Below are 24,605 nucleotides of genomic sequence, written 5' to 3'. Positions count from 1 at the left end.
TTCAAGCGAATGAACGGGGCCTGGTGCTGCTGCATCAGAAGTGGAAGTTGGCGCTCATCAAGGCAGTGCGGCCAGCGGCCACATGGGCGTAGTGGGTCGAGAACACCTGGTCGAAGTAGCGTTTGTCCGTCAGGTTCTGCAGGTTCAGCTGCAGGTCCACATTCTTGGTCAGGCGATAGGTCGCCATGGCATCGTAGCGCCAGTAGGACGGTACTTCGACGGAGTTCGCCTCGTCACCGAAGCGGGCGTCGACGAAGGTCGCGCCAGCACCGAGGGTCAGCTGCGGCACGATGTCGTAGGTCGACCAGAAGGTGAAGTTGTTCCGCGGCGTACTCGGCATATGGTTGCCTTGGTTCGCTGCCGTGGTGGTCTTGACGATCTCGCTCTCCATGTAGGTGTAACCGCCGTAGACCTTCCACTTGCTGGTCAGGTTACCGGCGTAGGTCAGCTCCAGCCCCTGGACTCGCTGCTCACCATCGAGCACCTGGTACGTCGCATTGTCAGGGTCGGTGACCCGTGCGTTGGTCTTGTCGGTACGGAACAGTGCGGCAGTGAGCGAGAGGTTCTCGTCGAAGAAGTCCCACTTGGTGCCTATTTCGTAGTTGCGATTGCGTTCCGGATCAAGATTGCTGTTGTTGGCGGCCAGTTCCAGGCCACCGTTGCCGCTGGATTCACCCGACGGGTTGCTGGACGTCGACCAGGCCGCGTAGACGCTGCCGTTTGGCAGGGGCTTGTAGACCACACCCACTTGGTAGTTCCACAGGTGCGCATTGTTTTCACGGGAGAAGTCGCCGGCCACCGAGCCTCGACCGCCGGTGCTGTAGCCGCTGGACTTGGTCTGGTAGTCGTCGTAGCGCAGGCCGAGGTTCAGCGACCACTGTTCATTGAACGTGAGGGTGTCGAAGACATAGGCGGCGCTGGTCTTGGTGTCGGTGTCGGTGTAGGCCGGACTGTCGGTGATGGTGCCCGACCAGCTATCGTCCGGGGAGGGATCGTACAGGCTGGTGCAATCGCCGGAGGCGAGCAGCGCGGGGTTGCAGGTCGTGCCGGTTCCCGCGGCGGAGGTGATCACATAGCCACGGTTGTGGGTGTCGCTGTAGGTGAACTCCAGGCCAGTGACCAGGCTGTGTTCGATGAAGCCTGTGTTGAACTTGGCACTCAGGTCGGTCTGGTTGACCCAACCCTTGGAGGTGGAGTTGCGGTTCTTGGTGGAGCGATAGACTGTGCCGTTGGCAACGTTGCCCTTGCTGTCATCAGGGTTGGTGACGATGTAGTCGAGCGTCGAGCGCGACATGCGCAAGCTGTTGGACAGTGTCAGGTTGTCGTTCAGGTCATGTTCGATGCGCAAGGTGCCACTGTCGTTGCTGGTCTTGCGATAGTCGCGACCGTTCAGGCCATAGAAGTTGTCGCGATCGACATGTGCCGGCCCGTCCACGTTGTACTTGCTGCGCGTGGCACTGCGGTTCAGCGGGATGCCGTAGTCCGGCATATCGTCGGTCTTGAGATGGTAGTAACCCACCGTGACCCGGGTATCGGTGCCCAGGCCGAAGGCAAAGGAGGGGGCAACGCCCCAGCGACTGACATCCACATCGTCACGACCGGCGACATTGGCCTCGTGCTTCATCAGGTTCAGGCGAAAGGCCGAGCTGTCGGTCAACTGCTTGTTCAGGTCCAGGGTCGTGCGCTTGGTCTGGTCGCTGCCCCAGGTGAAGCCGCCATTGTAAGCATCACCCAATTTTGCAGTCTTGGTGACCAGGTTCAGACTGCCGCCAGTGGAGCCGGCGCCGGTAAAGGCCGAACCGGGGCCTTTGCTCACTTCGACCGACTCGACGTTGAAAATTTCGCGGCTTTGCGAGGCGACATCACGCATGCCGTCGACGAACACATCGCTTTCGGCATTGAAGCCGCGGATGATCGGTCGATCACCTGCGGGGTTGCCGCCCTCGCCCGCACCGAAGGTGATGCCTGGGGTCGTGCGCAATGCGTCCACCAGGGTGGTAGCCCCGGTGTCACGGATGACCTGCTGCGGGATGACAGTGACACTCTTCGGCGTTTCACGCAGGGGAGCCGTGTACTTCTTCGAGCTGGCCGTGTCCGACTTGTAGGTGGTGGCATCCTGCGTCGCATTCACGCTGGTGGCGTCCAGCGAGATGACGGCATCCGTGCTCTGCTCGGCAGCCAGCGCCCCTTGTGAAGCGGCGGCGGTGACGGCAACGCCGATGGCGGAGGCGAGCAGACGTGGTGAACTCACAGCAGATGGCACGTGACGCATTGTTGTAGACCTTCCCCAAGGTATGAAGGCCGCGGATGTTAATGTAAGCGAATGTAAGGAACAATTGAGAAGCGTTACCATTCGCCAGAAATTTACATTCTTTACAATTTTGCCTTACGGTTTTTGCGGTCTCATCCGTCGTGCCATGAATAAAGGGGCTTGTGGTAGGTAAAAGTGAATCAATATCATTGACGCTCCTATGGTCATATCTGGTGCCGCCGCCATGCTGCTTCACATTCCCGGGCTGTTCGACGCCGATGAGATCTCGCGCATCCGCGAGGCCCTGGAGCAGGCCGACTGGGCCGACGGCAAGATCACCGCGGGGTACCAGTCGGCCAAGGCCAAACACAACCTGCAGTTGCCCGAGGGCCATGCGCTGGCCAAGGAGATTGGCAGTGCGCTGATCGAGCGGCTGTGGCGCAACCCGTTGTTCATGTCGGCGGCGCTGCCGCACAAGGTGTTCCCGCCGCTGATCAACTGCTACCGCGAAGGGGGCAATTTCGATTTCCACATCGACAACGCCCTGCGCCAGCCCAAGGGCAGCCCGGAGCGGGTGCGCACCGACCTGTCCTCGACGCTGTTCCTCAGCGATCCGGACAGCTACGACGGCGGCGAACTGGTGATCCAGGACACCTATGGCGTGCGCGAGGTCAAGCTGGCCGCCGGCGACATGGTGCTGTACCCCGGCACCAGCCTGCACAAGGTCAACCCGGTCACCCGCGGTGCGCGCTATGCGGCGTTCTTCTGGACCCAGAGCCTGGTGCGCGAAGACAGCCAGCGCACCTTGCTGTTCGAGATGGACAACGCGGTCCGCCAGCTCACTGCCGATGTGCCCGAGCATCCGTCGCTGCTGCAACTGACCGGCACCTATCACAACCTGCTGCGCCGCTGGGCCGAGGTCTGAGCCGTGTCCTATCAGTTGCGTCGTGAGGATGTGGTGGATGTGGCCGGGTTGCAGGCGATGCTCGAACACAGCCCGGGTCAGGCCGCCCAGGCGATCCTCGCGGCGGCGGGGCAGGGGGTGGTCGAGGCGCAGTTGCTGCTCGGGCAGATCCTGCTCGATGGGCGCGGTATCGAAGAAGATGCCGGTGTGGCCCGCCGTTGGTTCGCCATCGCCGCCCAGGGCGGCAGCGCCATGGCGCACAACATGCTCGGCCGGTGCCTGGAGCACGGTTGGGGTGGCGAGGTGGATCTGGCGCAGTCGGCCATTCACTATGCCCGTGCGGCCGACGCCGGCCTGGACTGGGGGATGTACAACCTGGCCAACCTGCTGGCCACCGGGCGCGGGGTGCCGGCCGACCAGGCCCAGGCGTTGATGTGCTACGAGAAAGCCGCACAGCTGGGGCATGCCAAGTCGATGAACCTGTATGGGCGCTACCTGGAGCAGGGCATTGCCACCGCGCCAAGCCCTGCCCGGGCCGTGCGCTGGTGTCGGCGTTCGGCCGAGGCCGGGGATTTTCGCGGGATGTTCAGCCTGGCGCTGGTGCTGGCCGAGCGGGGGGAGATCGGGGAGGCCGGGCCATGGCTGGAACGGGCCAGGGTCGAGGGCAACCTGAATTTCCTGCGCAGTGCGCTGGTGACGTTGCAGGGGGCGGGGCCGGCGCTGATGGCCCATGCGGCGCGCTATGCCGAAGAGATCGAACTGCGCGGTACTTGAGTATGTCCGTTCCGGTCATATCGCGGGGCAAGCCCGCTCCCACGGGTCTTCACCACAGGCGTGGGAGCGGGCTTGCCCCGCGATGGAATTGAAAACGGGGCCTTGCGGCCCCGTTGTGCATTACAGGTAGTAGGCTTTCAGCGGCGGGAAGCCGTTGAACTCCACCGCGCTGTAGCTGGTGGTGTAGGCACCGGTGGACAGCCAGTACAGGCGATCGCCGATCGCTAGGTTCAGCGGCAGGCCGTACTTGTAGTTCTCGTACATGATGTCGGCGCTGTCGCAGGTCGGTCCGGCGATCACCACTTCCTCGGTCTCGCCTTTCTTCTCGGTCCAGATCGGGAACTTGATCGCCTCGTCCATGGTTTCGATCAGGCCGGAGAACTTGCCCACGTCGGTGTAGATCCAGCGCTCGACCGCGGTGCGCGACTTGCGCGCCACCAGCACCACTTCACTGACCAGGATGCCGGCGTTGGCGATCAGCGAGCGGCCAGGCTCGAGGATGATTTCCGGCAGGTCGTCGCCGAAGTCTTCCTTGAGGAAGCGGATGATTTCCTCGGCGTAGGTCTCGAGGCTGTTGGTACGGGTGATGTAGTTGGCCGGGAAGCCACCGCCCATGTTGATCAGCTTCAGTTCGATGCCGTCTTCTTCCTTCAGGCGCTCGAAGATCACCTTGACCTTGGCGATGGCCGCGTCCCACACGCTGATGTCGCGCTGCTGGGAGCCGACGTGGAAGGAGATGCCGTAAGGCACCAGGCCCAGGTCGCGGGCGAGGATCAGCAGGTCCATGGCCATGTCGGTCTGGCAGCCGAACTTGCGCGACAGCGGCCAGTCGGCGGTGGTGGAACCTTCGGTGAGGATGCGCACATAGACCTTCGAGCCCGGCGCGGCCTTGGCAATGTTGCGCAGGTCGGCTTCGGAGTCGGTGGCGTACAGGCGCACGCCTTTCTCGAAGAAGTAGCGGATGTCCTTGGACTTCTTGATGGTGTTGCCGTAGCTGATACGGTCGGGGCTGACGCCACGGCCCAGCACCTTGTCCAGCTCGTAGATCGAGGCGATGTCGAAGCTCGAGCCTTTCTCCTTGAGCAGGTCGATGATCTCGACCGCCGGGTTGGCCTTGACCGCGTAGTAGACCTTGGCGAATTCGAAACCGGCGCGCAGGTCGTCATAGGCCTGGCTGATCATCTGGGTATCGATGAGTACGAACGGGGTTTCCTGCTTGTCGGCGAACGCCTTCATCTTCTGGAAGGTGTCACGCGCAAAGTAGTCTTCGACCTGGATCGACATGCTCAAGGGCTCCATGGGCAAACTGAAAAGATAAGTGGCAGCACACTGAACGTCCTCCGTATCCCCACTTTGGTTCGCCTACTTCCCAAGGCATGTCGCCGAAAGCAAAAAGGTCAACCGTGCCGGGAAAGGGCGGCGGGTGACCTTGCTGTCTCGTCGTCAGTACTTGAGCCGGATGGATCGTTTCCAGCATGGACGTTCGGCGCGCACTTTAGGATGTGAAAACCGCAAGATCAACAGGCAGGTCCGGGGTGTTCGTCGTGTATCGACGCTCCACCGCTGCAATTACCGACCGGTGCGTGGCATGGATGTTCCGGAAAAGGCCGTAAGCGTTAAAAATTGTGGAATAGGTGGCGATCTGGTCGCGAACGGCTGAAAGCTGGGTTCTTTGCATGTTGGCTGGCTTTCGCCGAGAAAGAGCCGAAGAATCGGCAGAAGACCGTTTGTCGGAGTTGTGTGGTGAACGGGCTTTTTCCGGAGAGTGTTCATATTTATGGCCACGGTGTGACGCCCGTCATTTTTTTTGAATTCGTCATAAATTTTTTGTTACCGACACTGGAAACCACCCTTGGTCGGCTCAAGGCAGGGCCAATTGCCGTCATTTATGAGAAGCATTACTATTCGCGACCTCATCTGCCTCCCTGACGACCCCGAACGTGTCCGGACACAAAGGCTTTCTCGACCACTACCATGAGCTGATCGGCACCTGGACGCGCAAGTTGCGCAGTCGTCAGCAGGCCGAGGACCTCACCCACGACGCCTTTGTCCGGGTTCTGGAAAACCCGAGCGAGCAGGTCGAGCAGCCGCGTGCCTACCTGCACCAGACCGCCCGCAACATTGCCGTCGATGGCTTTCGCCGCGAGGACCTTCGCCAGGCACTGGAACTTGAGGCGTTCGCCGACGGCGCCGCCAATGGCAGCGACCCGGAGGCCTACGTGCAAGCCCTGGAACTGGCCGACAGCGTCGAGCGGGCGTTGGCCGAGTTGCCGCTCAACTGCCGCCGGGTGTTCATCTGGCAGAAACTCGAGGGCCTGACCCAGGCCGAGATCGCCGAGCGCATGGGTTTGACCAAGAACATGGTCGAAAAGTATATGATCCGCACGCTCCGACACCTGCGTGAGCACTGTCGGCCAGATGAGTCAGGAGACCCCATTGTTCAGACAGCACGCGCCCGACCCCGTGGGTGAGCAGGCGGCCAGCTGGTTCGCCCGGGCCCAGGAGGCGCCGCATGACAGCGCCGTGCAGCAGGCCTTGCAGGCCTGGCTGGCGGAGCACCCACGTCATCGCGAGGAGTATCAGCGCCTGGTACAGCTGTGGCGCGCCGCCGATTTCATCCCCCGACAACGCCTCGAAGCGCTGTGCCAGCCCGAGCCGGCGCGCCCGCTTGCGCGCCGCCACCTGCTGCGCCAGGCCTTGGCGGCCGGTGTAGCAGTGGCCGCGCTGGGGCTGGGCTGGACAGGTTGGCAGTACCAGCAGCTCAACCATCAGGACACGTTGAGCACGGCCCATGGCGAGCGGCGTCAGGTTGAACTGCCGGACGGATCAAAGCTGGAACTCAACAGTGCCACCCAGGTGCAGGTGATGTTCTCTGCGGGGCGTCGCCATGTGCGCCTGGAGGCGGGCGAGGCGATGTTCATCGTCGCCCACGACAGTGGCCGGCCATTCGTGGTGAGCACCGCTCAGGGTGAAGTCACCGTCACCGGCACCCGCTTCGATGTGCGCCAGGACTTGAGCAGCACCCGCGTGGCGGTGGAACAGGGTTCGGTGAAGGTGCAGGGCGCGGCCGAGTCGCTGGCGCTGCTCGGCGCCGGCCAGGGTTCGCACATCGACGCCCAGGGCAAGGTCGCCGCGCCCTATGCCGTCGACGCCAATGCCGTGACCGCCTGGCGCCAGGGCAAGCTGGTGTTCGACAACGCGCCGCTGAGCGAGGTGGTGGTGGAAGTCTCCCGTTACCGCGCCCAGCCGCTGCATGTGGCACCCGGCAAGGCCGCCGCGCTGCGGCTGTCGAGCACCTTTAGCACCGACGATCCGGACGCACTGTTGCGCGCACTGCCGAGCATCCTGCCGGTGCAGGTGAAGACCCGTCCGGATGGCTCCAGCGAAATTATTTTGAAATAAATTCAGGTTTTTTTCCGTTCGTTCGTCTTCCCCGCCAGCTGCAACTGCCAAGCATTTCCATTTGCATGCGGTTGGCGTTTATCCCGACTCTCAGGACCCCTCGAAGACGTGAACAACAATAAGCCCCTTCTCCAGCTGCGCCGCCTGGCGCTGGCCCTGGCGGTCAGCGCCGCCGGCACCAGCTACGCCGACAGCATCCAGATCCAGGCCCAGCCATTGGCGGGCGCACTCAAGCAACTGGGTCAGCAGACCCACCTGCAGCTGTTCTTCAGCCCCGAACTGGTGGACGGCAAGCAGGCCCCGGCGGTGTCCGGCAACCTGGCGCCGGAGCAGGCCCTGCAGCAACTGCTGCAAGGCAGCGGGCTGACCTTCGAGCAGTCCGCGGACACCGTGGTGGTCAAGCCGGTCCAGGCCGCCGGCACCCTGACCACCGGCAGCCTGGAGCTGGCGCCCACCGATGTGAAAGTGGTTGGTGACTGGCTGGGCGACGCCCAGCAGAGCGTGGTGCAGAATCATCCCGGTGCTCGTACCGTGGTGCGTCGCGAAGCGATGGTGGAGAAGGGCACGATGAACGTGCGCGATGCCCTGCGCGGCATCCCCGGCGTGCAGGTGCAGGACTCCAACGGCACCGGCGGCAGCGACCTGTCGCTGAACGTCGGCGTGCGTGGTCTTACCTCGCGCCTGTCGCCGCGCTCGACCGTGCTGATCGACGGCATCCCGGCGGCCTTCGCCCCTTACGGCCAGCCGCAGCTGTCGATGGCGCCGATCTCCTCGGGCAACCTCGACAGCATCGACGTGGTGCGCGGCGCCGGTTCCGTGCGCTATGGCCCGCAGAACGTCGGCGGGGTGATCAACTTCGTGACCCGGGCGATTCCCGAGAAGGCCTCCGGCGAGTTGTCCACCACCCTGGAGACTTCCCGCCATGGCGGCTGGAAGCACACCGAGTCGGCCTTCGTCGGCGGCACCGCCGACAACGGCATGGGCGTGGCGTTGCTGTATACCGGTGTGAACGGCGACGGCTACCGCAGCAGCAACAACGACAACGATATCGACGACGTGATGCTCAAGACTCACTGGGCGCCGACCGATGTCGACGAGTTCTGGCTCAACTTCCACTACTACGACGGCCGTGCCGACATGCCCGGTGGCCTGGCCCAGGCCCAGTACGACCACGATCCCTTCCAGTCGGTGCGCGACTACGACTATTTCAGTGGCCGGCGCAAGGACGTGTCGTTCAAGTGGCTGCGGCAGATCGACGACGCCACCCAGTTCGAGGTGCTGACCTACTACACCGACAGCTTCCGGGGCAGCGCCATCGCCGCGCGCGACATGAAGACCCTGTCGTCGTACCCGCGCAACTACCACACCTTCGCCATCGAGCCACGCCTGTCGCGGATCTTCTTCGTCGGCCCGACCACCCAGGAAGTCAGCGTCGGGTATCGCTACTTGAAGGAAGCCATGCGCGAGCAGTCCACGCGCCTGGCCCTGGTCGACAACGTGCCCACTGTCACCCCGACCTCCGACGGTCATGTGTTCCAGGACCGCAGCGGCGGCACCGAGGCCAGCGCCTATTACATCGATGACAAGATCGACGTCGGCAACTGGACCATCACCCCGGGCATCCGCTTCGAGCACATCAACACCGACTGGCGCGATCGCCCGGTGCTGGACGCCAACTACCGCCCGGTGCCGGAGAAGAACCGCAGCATCACCAGCAACGAACCGCTGCCGGCGTTGAGCGTGATGTACCACCTGTCCGACGCCTGGAAGCTGTTCGCCAACTACGAGACATCGTTTGGCAGCCTGCAGTACTTCCAGCTGGGCCAGGGCGGTACCGGCAACAACACGGCCAACGGCCTGGAGCCGGAGAAGGCCAAGACCTACGAAGTGGGTACGCGCTATGACAACGGCGGTTTTGCCGGTGAGTTGACCGCGTTCTACATCGACTTCGACGACGAGCTGCAGTACATCAGCAACGACATCGGCTGGACCAACCTGGGGGCGACCAAGCACCAGGGCATCGAGGCCTCGGTGCGCTACGACCTGGCCGGTCTCGACCCGCGGCTGGAAGGCCTGTCGGTCAATGGTGGCTACACCTACACTCGCGCCACCTATGAAGGTGATATCCCCGGCTTCAAGGGCCGCGACCTGCCGTTCTACTCGCGCCAGGTGGCCACCGCCGGGCTGCGTTACGCCGTCAACCGCTGGACCTGGAACCTGGACGCGTACGCCCAATCCAAGCAGCGCGCGCCGGGAACCGGGATGAATGCCAACGGCAGCTTCAACGGCAACTACATCACCGAGCCGAGTGCCGACGGGCAGTATGGCGATATTCCGGGGTACGTGACCTGGCATGCCCGTGGCGGCTATGACTTCGGGCCGCAGCTGTCGAACCTGAAGCTGGCGGCGGGGGTGAAGAACCTCTTCGACAAGCAGTACTTCACGCGTTCCAGCGACAACAATGCCGGGATCTATGTGGGGGAGCCGCGCACGTTCTATGTGCAGGCCAGTGTAGGGTTCTGATTCGAGATTGCCGGGGCCGCTGCGCGCCCCATCGCGACACAAGGCCGCTCCCACAGGTACTGCGCCGGCCTGGAGGCTGATGCTATACCTGTGGGAGCGGCCTTGTGTCGCGATGGGGCGCAAAGCGCCCCCGGCTATCCATCAGGAGACTACTGCCTCCGCCGGCGACACGATACTGGTCTTGCCGCCCCGCGACCTGCCCGAGCTCAGGTACGCCGCAATCGACTCCTGCGTCACCTCCCCCAGGAACACGCCTTCGCTATCCAGCACCGGCAACCACGCCCGATTGAACTCGTACATCCGCGACAGCAGGATGCGCAGGTGCTCGTCATGCGCCGCCGTGGCGTTGAACGGTCGCAGGAAATCCCCACACGTCCCGTGCTGTCGGTGCATGTCGCGCCGGCGCACATAGCCCAGCGCCTTGTTCGCGGCATCTGTCACCACTGCATAACGGCGATCGTGCTCATCCAGCAGTTCCAGCGCCTCGCTCACCGACGTTTCCGGGCTCAACGCTGGCGCGTTGTCCGCCGCATCCTCGGCGCGCACCAGCAGCAGGCGTTTCAGGGTGCTGTCCTGGCCGACGAAGTTACTGACGAAATCGTCCACCGGATGGGCCAGCAAGGTGTCCGGGTGATCCAACTGCAGCAACTTGCCGGCGCGGAAGATAGCGATCTTGTCGCCCAGCTTGATGGCCTCGTCGATGTCATGGCTGACCATGATCACCGTCTTGTTCAGTGCCCGCTGCATCTCGAAGAACTCGTTCTGGATCATCTCGCGGTTGATCGGGTCGACCGCGCCGAACGGCTCGTCCATCAGCAGCACCGGCGCCTCGGCGGCCAGGGCGCGGATCACGCCGATGCGCTGCTGCTGGCCGCCGGAGAGCTCGCGCGGGTAGCGCTGCAGGTACTGCTTGGGCTCGAGCTTGATCATGTGCATCAGCTCGCGAGCGCGGTCGTGGCATTTCTGCTTGTCCCAGCCGAGCAGGCGCGGGACCACGGTGATGTTCTCCTCGATGGTCATGTTGGGGAACAGTCCGATCTGCTGGATCACATAGCCGATATGACGACGCAGGGTTACCTCGTCCAGCGCGCTGGTGTCTTCGCCGTTGATGAACACCTGGCCCGAGGTCGGGGTGATCAGGCGGTTGATCATCTTCAGCGTGGTGCTCTTGCCGCAGCCCGAGGGGCCGAGGAACACGCAGATTTCGCCCTCGTTGACGGTGAGGCTTACCGCGTCGACGGCTTTGACGTCCTTGCCGTTGACGTTGAAGGTCTTGCTGAGGTTCTTCAGTTCGATCATGGGCGCAGTCCTTCCGGAGTCAGGGCACGTTGCAGGGTTTGCAGGAGCAGGTCGGCGATGATCGCCAGCAGGCTGACCAGCACGGCGCCGACCAGCAGCATCGACATGTCGCTGCGGCTGATGGCGGTGAGGATGAGCACGCCCAGGCCACCGGCGCCGATGGTCGCGGCGATGGTCATCACGCCGATGTTCATCACCACGGCGGTGCGCACGCCGGCCAGGATCACCGGCACGGCGATGGGCAGCTCGACCATGCGCAGGCGCTGGCCGAAGGTCATGCCGATGCCGCGGGCCGCCTCGCGGATGCCCGGTTCGACGTTGGTCAGGGCCAGGTAGGTGTTGCGCAGGATCGGCAGCAGTGAATAAAGGAACACGGCGGTGATCGCCGGCAACGGCCCCAGGCCCTGGCCGAACTTCGAGTAGAACGGCAGCAGCAGACCGAACAGGGCGATCGAGGGGATGGTCAGCAGCACCGTGGCGCTGGCCTGCAGGGGGCCGGCGAACACCGGGAAGCGGGTCATCAGGATGCCCAGCGGCACGCCGACGACGATGGCCAGGCCCACGGCGATGCCAACCAGGGTGATGTGCTGCCCGGTCAGTTGCAGGACTTGCGCCCAGTCGAGATGGGCAAAGGTGTCGAGCAGGTTCATGGTTGTACCTCGCCGAGTGAGTGCTCACGCAGGAACGCCGCGGCGACCACGGTCGGGCTCTGGTGCTCGACATCGACCTGGGCGTTGAGCTTGCGCATGGTCTGGTCGTCGAGCTGACTGGCCAGCGGCTCGAGCAGGGTGGCCAGCTGCGGGTGGGCGTCGAGTACTGCCTTGCGCAGCACGGGCGCCGCGGTGTAGTCGGGGAAGTAGTGCTTGTCGTCTTCCAGCAATTTGAGATCGAATGCGTCCAGGCGCCCGTCGGTGGTGTAGACCAGGCCGGCGAACACTTGGTTGTTGCGCATCGCGGTGTAGACCAGGCCGCCATCCATCTGGCGGATGTTGCGCCGGTCCAGGGGCAGCCCGTACATCTCGCGCAGGCCAACCAGGCCATCGGGGCGGTTGGCGAACTCGGTGTCCAGGGCCACCAGGTGGTGACGGTCGGGCTCGTCACGCAACACGTGGTTGAGATCGCTGATGGTGTTGACCTGCGGGTAGGCCGCGGCGACCTCCCTGGGCAGTCCCAGGGCATAGGTGTTGCTGAATTTCGACGGAGTCAGCCAGACCAGTCCTTTCTTCGCATCGAGTGCCTTGACCCGGGCGTAGGTGGCTGCGGCGCTGGGCATGCGCTCGTCGATATGGTTGTAGGACACCAGCGAGACGCCGGTGTATTCCCACATCAGGTCGAGCTGGCCGGTTTCCTGGGCCTGTCGGGCGATGTTGCTGCCAAGGCCGGCGGTCACCCGTACATCGAAGCCGTTGGCACGCAGGTACTGGGCGGTGATTTCGGCGAGCACGGTCTGTTCGGTGAACACCCGCGCGCCGATGCGGATCAGCGGTTTTTCCGCCGCCTGGGCAAAGCCTGCGCATAGCAGGGCCGCGCCCAGCAACAGGGCGATTGTCTTCTTCATGGTTTCCCTCTCGTTAACGGGCCAGGCCACGTTCCAGCCAGCGCTTGCTGGAGAAACTCACCAGCGCGTCGAGCGCCAGGGCCAGCAGCGCGGTGCACGCGGCACCCAGCAACAGCTGCGGCTGGTTGTTCAGGGCGATGCCGGGGAAGATCAGGCTGCCCAGGCTGTTGGCGCCGATCAGGAATGCCAGCGGCGCGGTACCCACGTTCAGCGCCAGGGCCACGCGCACCCCGCCGACGATGATCGGCACGGCATTGGGCAGTTCCACCTGCCACAGCTGCTGGCGCGGGGTCATGCCGATACCGGTGGCGGCTTCCTTGAGCGAGGCGGGGACGTTTTTCAGGCCCTCGTAGGTATTGCGCACGATGGGCAGCAGGGAGGCGAGGAACAGCGCGAAGATCGCGGGACCTGCGCCGATGCCCAGGATGCTCAGGGCGATGGCCAGGACGGCCAGGGGAGGAATGGTGTTGCCAACGTTGAAAAACTGCATGAAGCGCTCGGCCTTGTCGACCCGGTGCGGTCGACTCAAGGCAATGCCGGCGGGGATGCCCACGGCCAGCGCCGCCGCCATCGAAGCCAGCACCAGGACCAGGTGCGCTTGCAGGTAGAACCCAAGATCGTCGCGGTAGCGGGCGATCGTGTCGATGCCGATCCAGTGGACCAGCAGGGCCAGGATGACGAGCACGGCGGCCCATCCCAACAGCCCTTTTCCGTAGCGTGCAGCCACAGGCGGACTCCTTTTTTATAGTCGGCGATCACACCCCCGTGCGGCCGGCCATTCCTGGCGGCGGGCAGCGTGGTCGCGAGCAGCAGCCCGATGCGCGGCATCAGGCCATGAGCCGAACCCCGTCGGGCTCGTGAAGCAGGTGAAACCAGCCCTGAACCAAAGCGGGTTGCAGGGGAGTGGACGTCTCCGTGGAGGGAAAGGTTCCCATCTTGGGCGGCATTTGGCCAGTGTTAATAACTGGTTGCTTGTGAACATGACGAGAAAAAACGGCGTATTTAAGTGCTGAAGGCGTTGAAGTAACTGTCCTGTGGCCATTTGTCGTGATAAAGCGATTGTCCGGTAGATTGGTTGTGGTTGTTCCGGTCCTTTCGCGGGCAAGCCCGGTCCCACGCGTGCCCGTTCGGGAGGCGCCTTTCGTATCTTCGGTTTTGGCCCGCGCCCCGACTTCAGGTATGATATCGCCCCTTTTTGAATCCCCAGTCAGGCGATTTCCCATGACCAACCAGGCCGCCGAAGTCGCGAAGCGCCGCACTTTCGCAATCATTTCCCACCCCGACGCCGGTAAGACCACCATCACCGAGAAGCTCCTGCTGATGGGCAAGGCGATCTCCGTCGCGGGTACCGTGAAGTCGCGCAAGTCCGACCGCCACGCCACCTCCGACTGGATGGAAATGGAGAAGCAGCGCGGCATCTCCATCACCACCTCGGTGATGCAGTTCCCTTACCGCGAGCACATGATCAACCTGCTCGACACCCCCGGCCACGAGGACTTCTCGGAAGATACCTACCGCACCCTGACCGCGGTGGACTCGGCGCTCATGGTGCTCGACGGTGGTAAGGGTGTAGAGCCGCGTACCATCGCCCTGATGGACGTCTGCCGCCTGCGCGACACGCCGATCGTCAGCTTCATCAACAAACTCGACCGTGACATCCGTGATCCGATTGAACTGCTCGACGAGATCGAGGCAGTCCTGAAGATCAAGGCCGCGCCAATTACCTGGCCGATCGGTTGCTACCGCGACTTCAAGGGCGTGTACCACCTCACCGGCGACTACATCGTCGTCTACACCCCGGGCCACGGCCACGAGCGCACCGAAGCCAAGATCATCCAGAACCTGGACTCCGACGAGGCCCGCGCGCACCTCGGTGACCAGTACGATTCGTTCGTCGAGCAACTGGAACTGGTGCAGGGTGCCTGCCACGAGTTCAACCAGGACGAGTTCATCAACGGCCAGCTGACCCCGGTGTTCTTCGGTACCGCCCTGGGCAACTTCGGTGTCGACCATGTGCTCGACGCGGTCGTCGACTGGGCGCCACGCCCGCTGGGCCGGGTGGCCCACGAGCGTACCGTTGAGCCCGTGGAAGAGAAGTTCACCGGTTTCGTGTTCAAGATCCAGGCGAACATGGACCCGAAACATCGCGACCGCATCGCGTTCATGCGTATCTGCTCGGGCAAGTACGAGAAGGGCATGAAGATGCGCCATGTGCGGATCAACAAGGACCTGCGCATCGGCGATGCGCTGACCTTCTTCTCCTCCGAGCGTGAGCAGCTGGAAGAGGCCTATGCCGGCGACATCATCGGCCTGCACAATCACGGCACCATCCAGATCGGCGACACCTTCACCGAAGGCGAGGCCCTGGGCTTCACCGGTATCCCGCACTTCGCCCCGGAGCTGTTCCGCCGCGTGCGCCTGAAGGACCCGCTGAAATCCAAGCAGCTGCGCCAGGGCCTGCAGCAACTGGCCGAAGAGGGCGCGACGCAGGTGTTCTTCCCCGAACGCAGCAACGACATCATCCTTGGCGCGGTCGGTGTGCTGCAGTTCGACGTGGTCGCCAGCCGTCTGAAGGAAGAGTACAAGGTCGAGTGCGCCTACGAGCCGATCACCGTCTGGTCGGCGCGCTGGATCAGCTGCGACGACAAGAAGAAGCTCGAGGAATTCCAGAACAAGGCCATGGAGAACCTGGCCATCGACGGCGGCGGTCACCTGACCTACCTGGCCCCGACCCGGGTCAACCTGTCGCTGATGGAAGAGCGCTGGCCGGACATCAAGTTCCGCGCTACTCGCGAGCATCACTGATCGTACAGGCCTACATCTGATCCTGTAGCAGCGGCCTTGCCGACGCCTCGGCAAGGCTGCTCCTGCAGGGGCTGCGTAATACCCGCAATCAATTCCCTGCTTTTATGCTGGTCCAGATCCGCGTCCTGATCCGGTCGATCTTCGCCGGCATCGCCTCCAGGGCATACAGCTTGCCCATCACATCCGCGCTCGGGTAGATCATCGTGTTGCCCTTCATCGCCGGGTCCACCAGCCCGTCGGCCTGCTGGTTGCCATTGGCGTATTGCACGAAGTTGCTGATGTTCGCCATCACTTCCGGCTGCAACAGATAGTTCATGTAGGCGTACCCGGCTTTCTCGTTGGGCGCATCGGCCGGCATGGCGACCATGTCGAACCACATCGGCGCGCCTTCCTTCGGAATCGAGTAGCCCACCTTCACCCCGTTCTTCGCCTCCTCGGCGCGGTTCTTTGCCTGCAGCACGTCACCCGAGAAGCCCACCACCAGGCACACATCGCCATTGGCCAGGTCGCCGGTGTACTTCGAGGAGTGGAAGTAGCTGATGTACGGGCGCACTGTCATCAGCAACGCCTTGGCCTTGTCGTAGTCCGCCGGGTTCTGGCTGTGGTGCGGCAGGCCGAGGTAGTGCAGGGCGATCGGCAGCAGCTCGGGGCCATTGTCCAGTACGGCCACGCCGCAGCGCTTGAGCTTGGAGAGGTACTCGGGCTTGAAGAACAGGTCCCACGAGTCGATGGGCGCGTTGTCGCCGAGCACCGCCTTGACCTTGTCGATGTTGTAGCCGATGCCAGTGCTGCCCCACAGGTAGGGGAAGCCGTACTGGTTGCCCGGGTCGTTCACCTCCAGCGCCTTGAGCAGCACCGGGTTGAGGTTCTTCCAGTTCGGCAGCTGCGACTTGTCCAGTTTTTTCAGGGCCTTGCCCTGGATCTGCCGGGCCATGAAGTGGTTGGACGGGAACACCACGTCGTAGCCGGAGTTGCCGGTCATCAGCTTGCCGTCGAGTGTCTCGTTGCTGTCGAACACATCGTAGGTGGGCACGATGCCGGTGGTTTGCTGGAAGCTCTTCAGGGTGTCCGGGGCGATGTAGCTCGACCAGTTGTAGATCTTCACCGAGTCGGCGGCGCCGGCAACGCTTGCGGCCAGCATCAGGGGAGCGATAAGGAGCGTGCGCATGTCGGGGTTACCTTGCTTTGTCTGTTGTTATCGAAGGCAGGCGATCAGCGGATCAGAAAATCAGTACGTAGGTCTTGCGCACGGTCTCCTGGATATCCCAGGTGCCGACGCTGTTGGCCGGTAGCATCAGGGCGTCTCCGGCTTCTATGACTAGCGGCTCGCCGCCATCTGGGGTGAAGGTGCAGCGGCCCTTGATGAAGTGGCAGAACTCCTGTTGCACGATCTGCCGCCGCCAGCGCCCCGGGGTGCACTCCCATATCCCGGTCTCGACGCCGTCATTGCGTTCGATGCAGGTGACCGAGGTGACCGCAACCGGCTCGCCGAGGGGCACGGCAACCGGGGTGGCGCTGTCCAGGATAACGCTGTCGGTGTGCTTGAACTGGGTGATGCTCATGACCGGTGGATCCTGTGTGGTGATGAAGGGAAGTCAGTGCATGAAACCTTCCATGAAGTCGGCCAACCCGCTGGCCAGGCGCCGCCGCCAGGGGGCACTGGCCGGGTTGGCGAGGGTCCGGTCCTCGTGGACGAAACTCTGGATGATCGCGTTGTAGCCCAGCCAGCGGCAGGGCTCAGGTGGCCAGCTGGCCAGGCTCGCCAGCGGGCGGTTGTCATGCACCCAGGGCTGGGCGGTGAGCGCGTTGTGCTGGCCGAGGATCAGGGCCGCCAGGGTGCGTCCGCCCAGGTTGGTGGCGCCGACGCCTTCGCCGCCGTAGCCGCCGGACAGGGCGATGCCGCGCTGGCGATCGCACAGCATGTGCGGGCGGAAGCGCCGGGCCATGCCCAGGTTGCCGCCCCAGGAATGGGTGATGCGCACATGCTTGAGCTGCGGGAACAGCTCGCCGAACAGGTAGCGGCGTAGCTCGATCTCGTTGTCGGTGAGGGTGAAGTTCTCGCGCAGGCGACCGCCGAAGCGGTAGCCGCCGCGGGCACCGAACACCAGGCGGTTGTCGGCGCTGCGCTGGCCGTAGGTGACCTGGCGGCTGTTTTCGCTGAAGGCCTGGCCCTGGCTCAGGCCGATCTGTTCCCAGGTCGACTCGGGCAACGGCTCGGTGGCCACCAGCAGGCTCTGCACCGGCAACTGGTGCCGCCCGAGCGGGGGCAAGCTGGCGGCGTAGCCTTCGACGGCCGGCACCATCCAATGGCTGCGGATGCGTGCCAGTGGGGTGCGCACTTCGCCGGTCTGCCAGTCGATGGCCGGGGTGTTTTCGTAGATCGGCACGCCCATGGCCTCGACCGTCCGTGCCAGGCCGCGCACCAATCTGGCCGGTTGGATCGTGGCCACATGCGGGCTGTAGAGGGCGCCGTAGGGGTTGCTCACCTTCAACTGGGCATCCAGCTGTTCGGGGCGCAGCCAGCGGTAGTCGTCCTCGTTCATGCCCTGGCGGTAGAGGTCATCGAGCCAGGCGCGCAGGCTGCGTTCCTGTTCCGGGTAACGGGCGGCGCAGTACAGCACCCCGCCTTTGCGGTAGTCGCAGGCGATGCCTTCGCGCAGGAGCACATCGTGGACTTCGTCGGGAATGCCGTGCAGCAGGTCGATGCTTTCACGCCGCTGCTGCGGCGAGAGCGTGGCCAGCAGGCGATCCTCGCCCAGCAGGTTGCCCATCAGCCAGCCGCCGTTGCGTCCGGAGGCGCCGAAGCCGGCGATATTGGCCTCGATCACGGCGATGTTCAACTGCGGCGCCTGGCGCTTGAGGTAGTAAGCGGTCCACAGGCCGGTGTAACCGGCGCCGATGATGCACACATCGACATCAAGGTCCTGGCGCAGGGCCGGGCGCGCGCACAGGGGCTCGTCGAGCTGGTCCATCCACAGGCTGATCGTGCGCAGGGGTTGCATCGGGTCGGGCTCCACATCCGGTCGAGGTCTGTGGGCGATCCTAGTGAAGCGCAAGGCGGGCTGTCTTACGTGCGTGCACGCAGGGAAATTTGCTTGAGGTAGGCCTTGGGCGACAGTCCCGTGTGCTCGCGAAAGCACTTGTAGAAGGCTGACAGCGAGTTGAAGCCGGCATTGAACGCCAGTTCGTCGATAGCTGTACGCGCGCTGCCAGCATCGAGGCTGGCTATCAGGTGTTGCAGGCGCGCCTGGTTGACGTAGCGGTAGAAGCTCTGACCGAGCACCTGGTTGAGCAGGTAGGAGATCTGGTTGCGGCTGTAGCCGCTTTCGTCGGCAACCTGCTGCAGGTCGAGGTCCGGGTCGAGGTAGGGACGTTGGGCCTGGAAGTAATGCTCCAGGTCCTGGGCCATGGTCGACAGCTGGCGTGGTGACAGGCCCAGGCGGCTGGTCGCCGGGCGCGGGCCGTGCGGCAGGCTGGCATTGCTGCCCTGGCGCACCAGGGTGGCGTATTCGTTGACCCGCCAGATCAGCCCGTCCCGGACCGTGATCGCTTCGCTGGACTGGAACGCCACCAATCCCTGGCCGCCCTGGACCGTGACCTGGTACTGGATGAACGCTGTGCAGCCGTCGACGCGGATGCGGTCGCTGTGGACGATGTCCTCGCCGGCTTCATGGGGCAGGCAGGCGCGCACGTAGTCGCGCAGTTCGTCGAAGCCGAGCACGCGGTTCTGGAAGAAGTCGTGGTACTGGATGTCTGGGTGGTACAGCGCCATCACCCCGTCCAGGTCGCGATGCTTCCAGCACAGGTGGTAGCGCATGACGGTGTCGGCGGTGAGCGGGGTCTGCCCAGGGCCGTCGGGGACGGTGGTGATAGACATGCCGCTGATGGTGCCTCGTCATGTCCCGGTCTGACAAGAACGCTTGCATTCAGGATTGCAGAAGGCCCTGTCTTTTTCGGCACGATCTGGCATTTTGCATGATGTTCAGCGATTTCCTACAAGCCAACTACCTGATTTATAGAGAAGTCATGTTTTGACACAAAGTGGCACAGCACCTGCACCGCCTTACCCGAGAACGGACCTCCCCTCAGATAAGGCGTCGAAATCATGATCACACCTGCCGATTACCCCACCAACGACCCCAATCGCTCCGGTGTTTCCTGGGCCGCGATCTTCGCTGGCGCAGCAGCAGCGGCCGCATTGTCCCTGATCCTGGTGATATTGGGATCAGGGTTGGGGCTGGCCGCCACCTCGCCTTGGGCCGACGAAGGCGCCAGCGCCAAGGTCCTTGGCATTTCAACCATCATCTGGCTATTGATCACCCAGATACTGGCCTCGGGTCTAGGTGGTTACATCGCGGGACGTCTTCGCGTGAAATGGGCCAACCTGCACGGCGACGAAGTGTATTTCCGCGACACTGCCCATGGCTTCCTGGCCTGGGCGGTTGCCACGCTCGTGGCCGCCCTGTTGGTGCTGGGTACTGCGGGCAACCTGCTGGGAGCCGGTGTTACTGCAGCGTCCGGGGTGGCTGGCGCCACTGCGGCTGCAGGCGTGGCTGGCAGCGATCGTCAAGGTCGAGACTCGATGGGCTACTTCGTCGATGGCTTGTTCCGCGGCCAAGGCCCGGTGGCGGTCAGTGACGACGCGGCAAATGGTGTGGCGGCGCGCATTCTGACACGCTCGCTAGTCCAGGGGGGCGCACTTTCGCCGGAGGACCGGACCTACCTGGCCCAGGTTGTCGCCCAGCGCACACGCCTGACACAACCCGAGGCTGAAGCCCGGGTCGATCAGGTCTATGCGCAGCTGCAGCAAGCCAAGCTCGAGGCCAAACAAGCTGCAGACGTTGCGACCAAGGCGGCGGCCTGGACGGCGTTGTGGACCTTCGTCGCCCTGCTTTGCGGCGCCTTCTTCGCCAGCCTGGCGGCATTGTTCGGCGGCCGGCAGCGTGACCGGGTGCAGTGGCTGCAAGGCAGTCCGGCCGACTACAACGTGCGCCACACCGCTGCACCGATCCGATAACTTGGAACAAGGAGATCTGTCATGCGCTCATTATTGCTGTGGATGCTCGGAGTACCTATTCCCGTGATCATCCTGATTGCATTGTTCATGCACTGAGAAATGAAAACGCCGCCCCGAAGGGCGGCGTTCTCATTGGGGCATCCCGCTACAGGAACTGCTCGGCATAATGGCAAGCCACCTGCCGTGTACTCACCTGCCGCAACGCCGGTACTTCCTTGGCGCAACGGTCGGTGGCATAAGGGCAACGCTTGTGGAACGCGCAACCATCCGGCGGATTCAGTGGGTTGGGCAGTTCACCGGCGATGCGGATCTTCGGCTTGAGCGGATCCGGGTGGATCGCCGGGGTCGCAGACAGCAGCGCCTGCGTGTACGGGTGCAACGGCTTCTCGTAGATATCTTCCTTCGGTCCCATTTCCGCCGGCCGCCCCAGGTACATCACCAGCACCTGGTCGGCCACATGACGTACCACCGCCAGGTTGTGGGAGATGAACACGTAGGCGGTGTTGAACTCCTTTTGCAGGTCCATGAACAGGTTCAGCACCTGGGCCTGGATCGACACGTCGAGGGCCGAGGTCGGCTCGTCGGCCACCAGCACCTTGGGCTGCAGCATCATTGCCCGGGCCAGGGCGATGCGCTGGCGCTGTCCGCCGGAGAACATGTGCGGATAACGCTGGTAGTGCTCGGGGCGCAGGCCCACCTGCTCCATCATCTTCTGCACTTTCTCGCGACGCTCGGTCTTGCTCAGCGAGGTGTTGATCAGCAGTGGCTCGGCGAGCTGGTCGCCGATCTTCTGCCGTGGGTTGAGCGAGGCGTAGGGGCTCTGGAACACCATCTGCACGTCGCGACGCAGTTGCTTGCGCTGGTCCTTGCTGGCGCCCTTGACCTCGTGGCCGGCGATTTGCAGCGAGCCGGAGGAGGGTTCCTCGATCAGGGTCAGGGCCCGGGCCAGGGTCGATTTGCCACAGCCGGACTCACCGACCACGGCCAGGGTCTTGCCGGCCTCCAGTTCGAACGACACGCCGTTGAGCGCGCGGACCAGCGCATGCCCCCTGAACATGCCGCGGGAGACTTCGTAGTGGCGGGTCAGCTCACGAGCGGAAAGAACGACGGCCATCACGCCACCTCCTGGTTCAGCGGATAGAAGCAACGCACCAGGCTGTGGGCCTGGGGATCGAGGGCCGGGCGCTGCCGGCGGCAGTTTTCCTGGACATAGGGGCAGCGCGGCGACAGCAGGCAGCCTTGCGGGCGGTCATAGCGGCCGGGGACGATGCCGGGCAGGGTGGCCAGGCGCTCGGCGCCGATGCTGTGCTCGGGGATGGCCGCCAGCAGCGCTTCGCTGTACGGGTGGGCGGGGATGTCGAACAGCTCCGGCACCTGGCCGACTTCGACGGCCTGGCCCGCGTACATCACGCATACGCGCTTGGCGGTCTCGGCGACCACCGCCAGGTCGTGGGTGATGAGAATGAGCGCCATGTTGCGCTCCTTCTGCAGGTTGACCAACAGCTCCATGATCTGCGCCTGGATGGTCACATCCAGGGCAGTGGTCGGTTCGTCGGCGATCAGCAGCTTCGGCTCGCCGGCGATGGCCATGGCGATCGCCACCCGTTGACTCATGCCGCCGGACAGCTGGTGCGGGTAGGCGTCCAGGCGGCTTTCGGCGGCCGGGATCTCGACCTTCTTCAGCAGCTCAAGGGCACGCTGGCGCGCGGCCTTGCCTTTCAGGCCGAGGTGCTGGCGCAGCACTTCCTCGATCTGGTAGCCCACGGTGTAGCTGGGGTTGAGCGCGGTCATCGGGTCCTGGAAGACCATGGCGATGTCCTTGCCCACCACTTTGCGGCGCTGGCGGCCGCTGAGCTTGAGCATGTCGATGCCGTCGAAGTTGAGCACGTCGGCGGTGATGCGCCCAGGGGCGTCGATCAGGCCCATCAGGGCCATCATGGTGACGGACTTGCCGGAGCCGGACTCGCCAACGATGGCGAGGATCTCGCCGGCGTCCACGCTCAGTTCGAGGCCATCCACCACGGGCACGGCATTGGCGTCGCCGAAGCGCACGTTCAGGTTGTTGATCTGCAACAGTGACATGGCGTTCTCCTCAGGCGGCGTTCTTGAGTTTCGGGTCCAGCGCATCGCGCAGGCCGTCGCCCATCAGGTTGATTGCCAGCACACTGAGCAAGATGGTCAGGCCGGGCAGGCTCACCACCCACCAGGCGCGCTCGATGTAGTCGCGGGCCGAGGCCAGCATGGTGCCCCACTCGGGGGTCGGCGGCTGGACGCCGAGGCCGAGGAAGCCCAGGGCGGCGGCATCCAGAATGGCCGAGGAGAAGCTCAGCGTTGCCTGGACGATCAGCGGCGCCATGCAGTTGGGCAGCACGGTGACGAACATCAGGCGTGGCAGGCCGGCGCCGGCCAGGCGCGCGGCGGTGACATAGTCGCGGTTCAGCTCGCCCATCACCGCGGCGCGGGTCAGGCGCACGTAGGAGGGCAGCGAGACGATGGCGATGGCGATCACCGTGTTGATCAAGCCTGGGCCGAGGATGGCGACGATGGCCACGGCCAGCAGCAGCGATGGCAGGGCCAGCATCACGTCCATCAGGCGCATGATCGAGGGGCCGAGGATCTGCGGGAAGAAGCCGGCCAGCAGGCCCAGCAGGATGCCCGGGATCAGCGACATCACCACCGATGACAGGCCGATCAGCAGCGACAGGCGGGCGCCCTGGATCAGGCGCGAGAGCAGGTCGCGGCCCAGTTCGTCGGTGCCGAGGATGAACTGCCAGGTGCCGCCTTCGAGCCACACCGGTGGGGTGAGCAGGAAGTCGCGGTACTGCTCGCTGGGGTTGTGCGGCGCGACCCAGGGGGCAAACAGGGCGCAGAACACCACCAGGGTCATGAAGGCCAGGCCGGCCACCGCGCCCTTGTTGCGCGAGAAGGCCTGCCAGAACTCTTTGTATGGCGAGGGGTAGAGCAAGCTTTGGTCGACCACGCTGGGCGGGGTGACGGATTTTGGAATCGGGCTGGTCATGGCGGAGTCCTCAGCGCTGATGACGGATGCGTGGGTTGGCCAGGCCGTAGAGGATGTCCACGACGAAGTTGACCAGGATCACCAGGCAGGCGATCAACAGGATGCCGTTCTGGACCACGGGGTAGTCACGGGCACCGATGGCCTCGATCAGCCATTTGCCGATGCCCGGCCAGGAGAAGATGGTTTCGGTGAGCACGGCGCCCGCGAGCAGCGTGCCGACCTGCAGGCCGAACACGGTCAGCACCGGGATCAGCGCGTTGCGCAGGCCGTGGATGAACACCACGCGCGACGGCGAAAGGCCCTTGGCGCGGGCGGTACGGATGTAGTCCTCGCGCAGCACCTCGAGCATCGACGAACGGGTCATGCGGGCGATCACCGCCAGCGGGATGGTGCCCAGCACGATGGCCGGCAGGATCAGGTGCATCACTGCATCCTTGAACGCGCCTTCCTCGTCGCTGAGCAGCGTGTCGATGAGCATGAAGCCGGTTTTCGGTTCGATGTCGTAGAGCAGGTCGATGCGTCCGGAGACCGGCGTCCAGCCCAGGCTTACCGAGAAGAACATGATCAGGATCAGGCCCCACCAGAAGATCGGCATCGAGTAGCCGGCCAGGGAGATCCCCATCACCCCGTGGTCGAACAGCGAGCCGCGCTTGAGCGCGGCAATCACCCCGGCCAGCAGGCCGATGACCCCGGCGAACAGCAGGGCGGCCATGGCCAGCTCCAGGGTTGCCGGGAATAAGGTGAGGAACTCGTTCCATACGCTTTCACGGGTGCGCAGGGATTCGCCGAGGTCGCCCTGGGCGAGCTTGCCGACATAGTCCAGGTACTGGGCCGGCAGCGGTTTGTTCAGGCCCAGGCGCTCCATGGCCTGGGCGTGCATTTCGGGGTCGACCCGGCGTTCGCCCATCATCACTTCGACCGGGTCGCCGGGGATCAGGCGTATGAGCGCGAAGGTCAGCAGGGTGATACCGAAGAAGGTCGGGATCAGCAGACCCAGGCGTCGGGCAATAAAACTCAACATTGTCAGGGGTACCTCATCAGCCGGTAACGGCG

General features: G+C 64.0%; 21 protein-coding genes. 7 read left to right on the top strand and 14 right to left on the bottom strand.

The genetic code is table 11. The features are described 5' to 3' along the window. Positions 1–34: 34 nt before the first annotated feature. Positions 35–2,272 (bottom strand): TonB-dependent receptor, encoded by a 2,238-nt coding sequence (locus tag AC25M7_RS13765; protein WP_028689605.1) that lies wholly within the window; start codon positions 2,270–2,272, stop codon positions 35–37. A gap of 223 nt (positions 2,273–2,495) precedes the next feature. Between AC25M7_RS13765 and AC25M7_RS13760 the strand changes: the two genes are divergently transcribed. Continuing rightward, positions 2,496–3,176 carry a Fe2+-dependent dioxygenase gene (locus AC25M7_RS13760; protein WP_028689606.1) on the top strand — a complete coding sequence of 227 codons (681 nt, stop codon included), beginning with the start codon at positions 2,496–2,498 and terminating at the stop codon, positions 3,174–3,176. Between the two features lie 3 nt (positions 3,177–3,179). Then, positions 3,180–3,929 (top strand): tetratricopeptide repeat protein, encoded by a 750-nt coding sequence (locus AC25M7_RS13755; RefSeq protein ID WP_486971145.1) that lies wholly within the window; start codon positions 3,180–3,182, stop codon positions 3,927–3,929. A 120-nt stretch (positions 3,930–4,049) separates the two neighbouring features. On the opposite strand, the gene AC25M7_RS13750 is transcribed toward AC25M7_RS13755, so the two are convergent. Beyond that, positions 4,050–5,213 (bottom strand): type III PLP-dependent enzyme, encoded by a 1,164-nt coding sequence (locus AC25M7_RS13750; protein WP_028689608.1) that lies wholly within the window; start codon positions 5,211–5,213, stop codon positions 4,050–4,052. A 656-nt stretch (positions 5,214–5,869) separates the two neighbouring features. On the opposite strand from AC25M7_RS13750, the gene AC25M7_RS13745 reads away from it, so the two are divergent. The 3 genes from AC25M7_RS13745 (at position 5,870) to AC25M7_RS13735 (ending at position 9,854) form a co-directional block, all read left to right on the top strand. Continuing rightward, a complete protein-coding gene (locus AC25M7_RS13745) occupies positions 5,870–6,400 on the top strand; it encodes a sigma-70 family RNA polymerase sigma factor (protein ID WP_332108688.1) in 531 nt (176 codons plus the stop codon). Beyond that, a complete protein-coding gene (locus AC25M7_RS13740; protein ID WP_069015836.1) occupies positions 6,348–7,331 on the top strand; it encodes a FecR family protein in 984 nt (327 codons plus the stop codon). Before AC25M7_RS13745 ends, AC25M7_RS13740 begins: the two co-directional genes overlap by 53 nt. A 108-nt stretch (positions 7,332–7,439) precedes the next feature. After that, entirely contained in the window at positions 7,440–9,854 is a 2,415-nt protein-coding gene (locus AC25M7_RS13735) for a TonB-dependent siderophore receptor (protein ID WP_197866781.1), read from the top strand. A gap of 141 nt (positions 9,855–9,995) precedes the next feature. On the opposite strand, the gene AC25M7_RS13730 is transcribed toward AC25M7_RS13735, so the two are convergent. The 4 genes from AC25M7_RS13730 to AC25M7_RS13715 are packed head-to-tail and all read right to left on the bottom strand — an operon-like array spanning position 9,996 to position 13,438. Beyond that, complete coding sequence (locus tag AC25M7_RS13730) at positions 9,996–11,153, bottom strand: osmoprotectant ABC transporter ATP-binding protein OsmV (protein WP_236247768.1); 1,158 nt, start codon at positions 11,151–11,153, stop codon at positions 9,996–9,998. Beyond that, positions 11,150–11,803, bottom strand: coding sequence for an ABC transporter permease (locus tag AC25M7_RS13725; protein WP_011532365.1), 654 nt, complete (start codon positions 11,801–11,803; stop codon positions 11,150–11,152). The genes AC25M7_RS13730 and AC25M7_RS13725 overlap by 4 nt, the downstream gene beginning before the upstream one ends. Next, complete coding sequence (locus tag AC25M7_RS13720) at positions 11,800–12,711, bottom strand: glycine betaine ABC transporter substrate-binding protein (RefSeq protein ID WP_088852381.1); 912 nt, start codon at positions 12,709–12,711, stop codon at positions 11,800–11,802. The genes AC25M7_RS13725 and AC25M7_RS13720 overlap by 4 nt, the downstream gene beginning before the upstream one ends. Before the next feature lie 13 nt (positions 12,712–12,724). Further along, a complete protein-coding gene (locus AC25M7_RS13715) occupies positions 12,725–13,438 on the bottom strand; it encodes an ABC transporter permease (protein WP_028689613.1) in 714 nt (237 codons plus the stop codon). A 494-nt stretch (positions 13,439–13,932) separates the two neighbouring features. Here AC25M7_RS13715 and AC25M7_RS13710 point away from each other — a divergent pair, with 494 nt between their 5' ends. After that, the gene (locus AC25M7_RS13710; protein ID WP_028689614.1) at positions 13,933–15,516 is read left to right on the top strand and encodes a peptide chain release factor 3; all 1,584 of its coding nucleotides are present in this window, start codon (positions 13,933–13,935) and stop codon (positions 15,514–15,516) included. An 88-nt stretch (positions 15,517–15,604) separates the two neighbouring features. Here AC25M7_RS13710 and AC25M7_RS13705 read toward each other — a convergent pair whose 3' ends face one another. From AC25M7_RS13705 to AC25M7_RS13690, 4 genes are all read right to left on the bottom strand, one after another. After that, positions 15,605–16,684: a polyamine ABC transporter substrate-binding protein gene (locus tag AC25M7_RS13705; protein ID WP_062364535.1), complete on the bottom strand. Its 1,080-nt coding sequence runs from the start codon at positions 16,682–16,684 to the stop codon at positions 15,605–15,607. Positions 16,685–16,736: 52 nt separating this feature from the next. Continuing rightward, the gene (locus AC25M7_RS13700; RefSeq protein ID WP_028689616.1) at positions 16,737–17,078 is read right to left on the bottom strand and encodes a cupin domain-containing protein; all 342 of its coding nucleotides are present in this window, start codon (positions 17,076–17,078) and stop codon (positions 16,737–16,739) included. A 33-nt stretch (positions 17,079–17,111) separates the two neighbouring features. Then, positions 17,112–18,518 (bottom strand): NAD(P)/FAD-dependent oxidoreductase, encoded by a 1,407-nt coding sequence (locus tag AC25M7_RS13695; RefSeq protein ID WP_062364533.1) that lies wholly within the window; start codon positions 18,516–18,518, stop codon positions 17,112–17,114. 65 nt (positions 18,519–18,583) lie between these two features. After that, a complete protein-coding gene (locus AC25M7_RS13690) occupies positions 18,584–19,393 on the bottom strand; it encodes an AraC family transcriptional regulator (RefSeq protein ID WP_247283581.1) in 810 nt (269 codons plus the stop codon). A gap of 228 nt (positions 19,394–19,621) precedes the next feature. On the opposite strand from AC25M7_RS13690, the gene AC25M7_RS13685 reads away from it, so the two are divergent. Beyond that, entirely contained in the window at positions 19,622–20,533 is a 912-nt protein-coding gene (locus AC25M7_RS13685; protein ID WP_028689619.1) for a hypothetical protein, read from the top strand. 145 nt (positions 20,534–20,678) lie between these two features. Here AC25M7_RS13685 and AC25M7_RS13680 read toward each other — a convergent pair whose 3' ends face one another. Genes AC25M7_RS13680 through AC25M7_RS13665 form a run of 4 tightly spaced genes read right to left on the bottom strand, consistent with a single transcriptional unit; the run spans position 20,679 to position 24,573 of the window. Further along, positions 20,679–21,647 carry a peptide ABC transporter ATP-binding protein gene (locus tag AC25M7_RS13680; protein WP_288522311.1) on the bottom strand — a complete coding sequence of 323 codons (969 nt, stop codon included), beginning with the start codon at positions 21,645–21,647 and terminating at the stop codon, positions 20,679–20,681. After that, on the bottom strand, positions 21,647–22,615 hold the full coding sequence (locus AC25M7_RS13675; RefSeq protein ID WP_028689621.1) for an ABC transporter ATP-binding protein: 969 nt from the start codon (positions 22,613–22,615) through the stop codon (positions 21,647–21,649). Before AC25M7_RS13675 ends, AC25M7_RS13680 begins: the two co-directional genes overlap by 1 nt. A 10-nt stretch (positions 22,616–22,625) precedes the next feature. Continuing rightward, positions 22,626–23,552: an ABC transporter permease subunit gene (locus AC25M7_RS13670; RefSeq protein WP_028689622.1), complete on the bottom strand. Its 927-nt coding sequence runs from the start codon at positions 23,550–23,552 to the stop codon at positions 22,626–22,628. Positions 23,553–23,562: 10 nt separating this feature from the next. Next, entirely contained in the window at positions 23,563–24,573 is a 1,011-nt protein-coding gene (locus tag AC25M7_RS13665) for an ABC transporter permease subunit (RefSeq protein WP_028689623.1), read from the bottom strand. Between the last annotated feature and the right edge of the window lie 32 nt (positions 24,574–24,605).

The organism is Pseudomonas sp. P106(2024), assembly GCF_057480815.1.
This window is presented reverse-complemented; position numbering and strand designations above follow the sequence as displayed.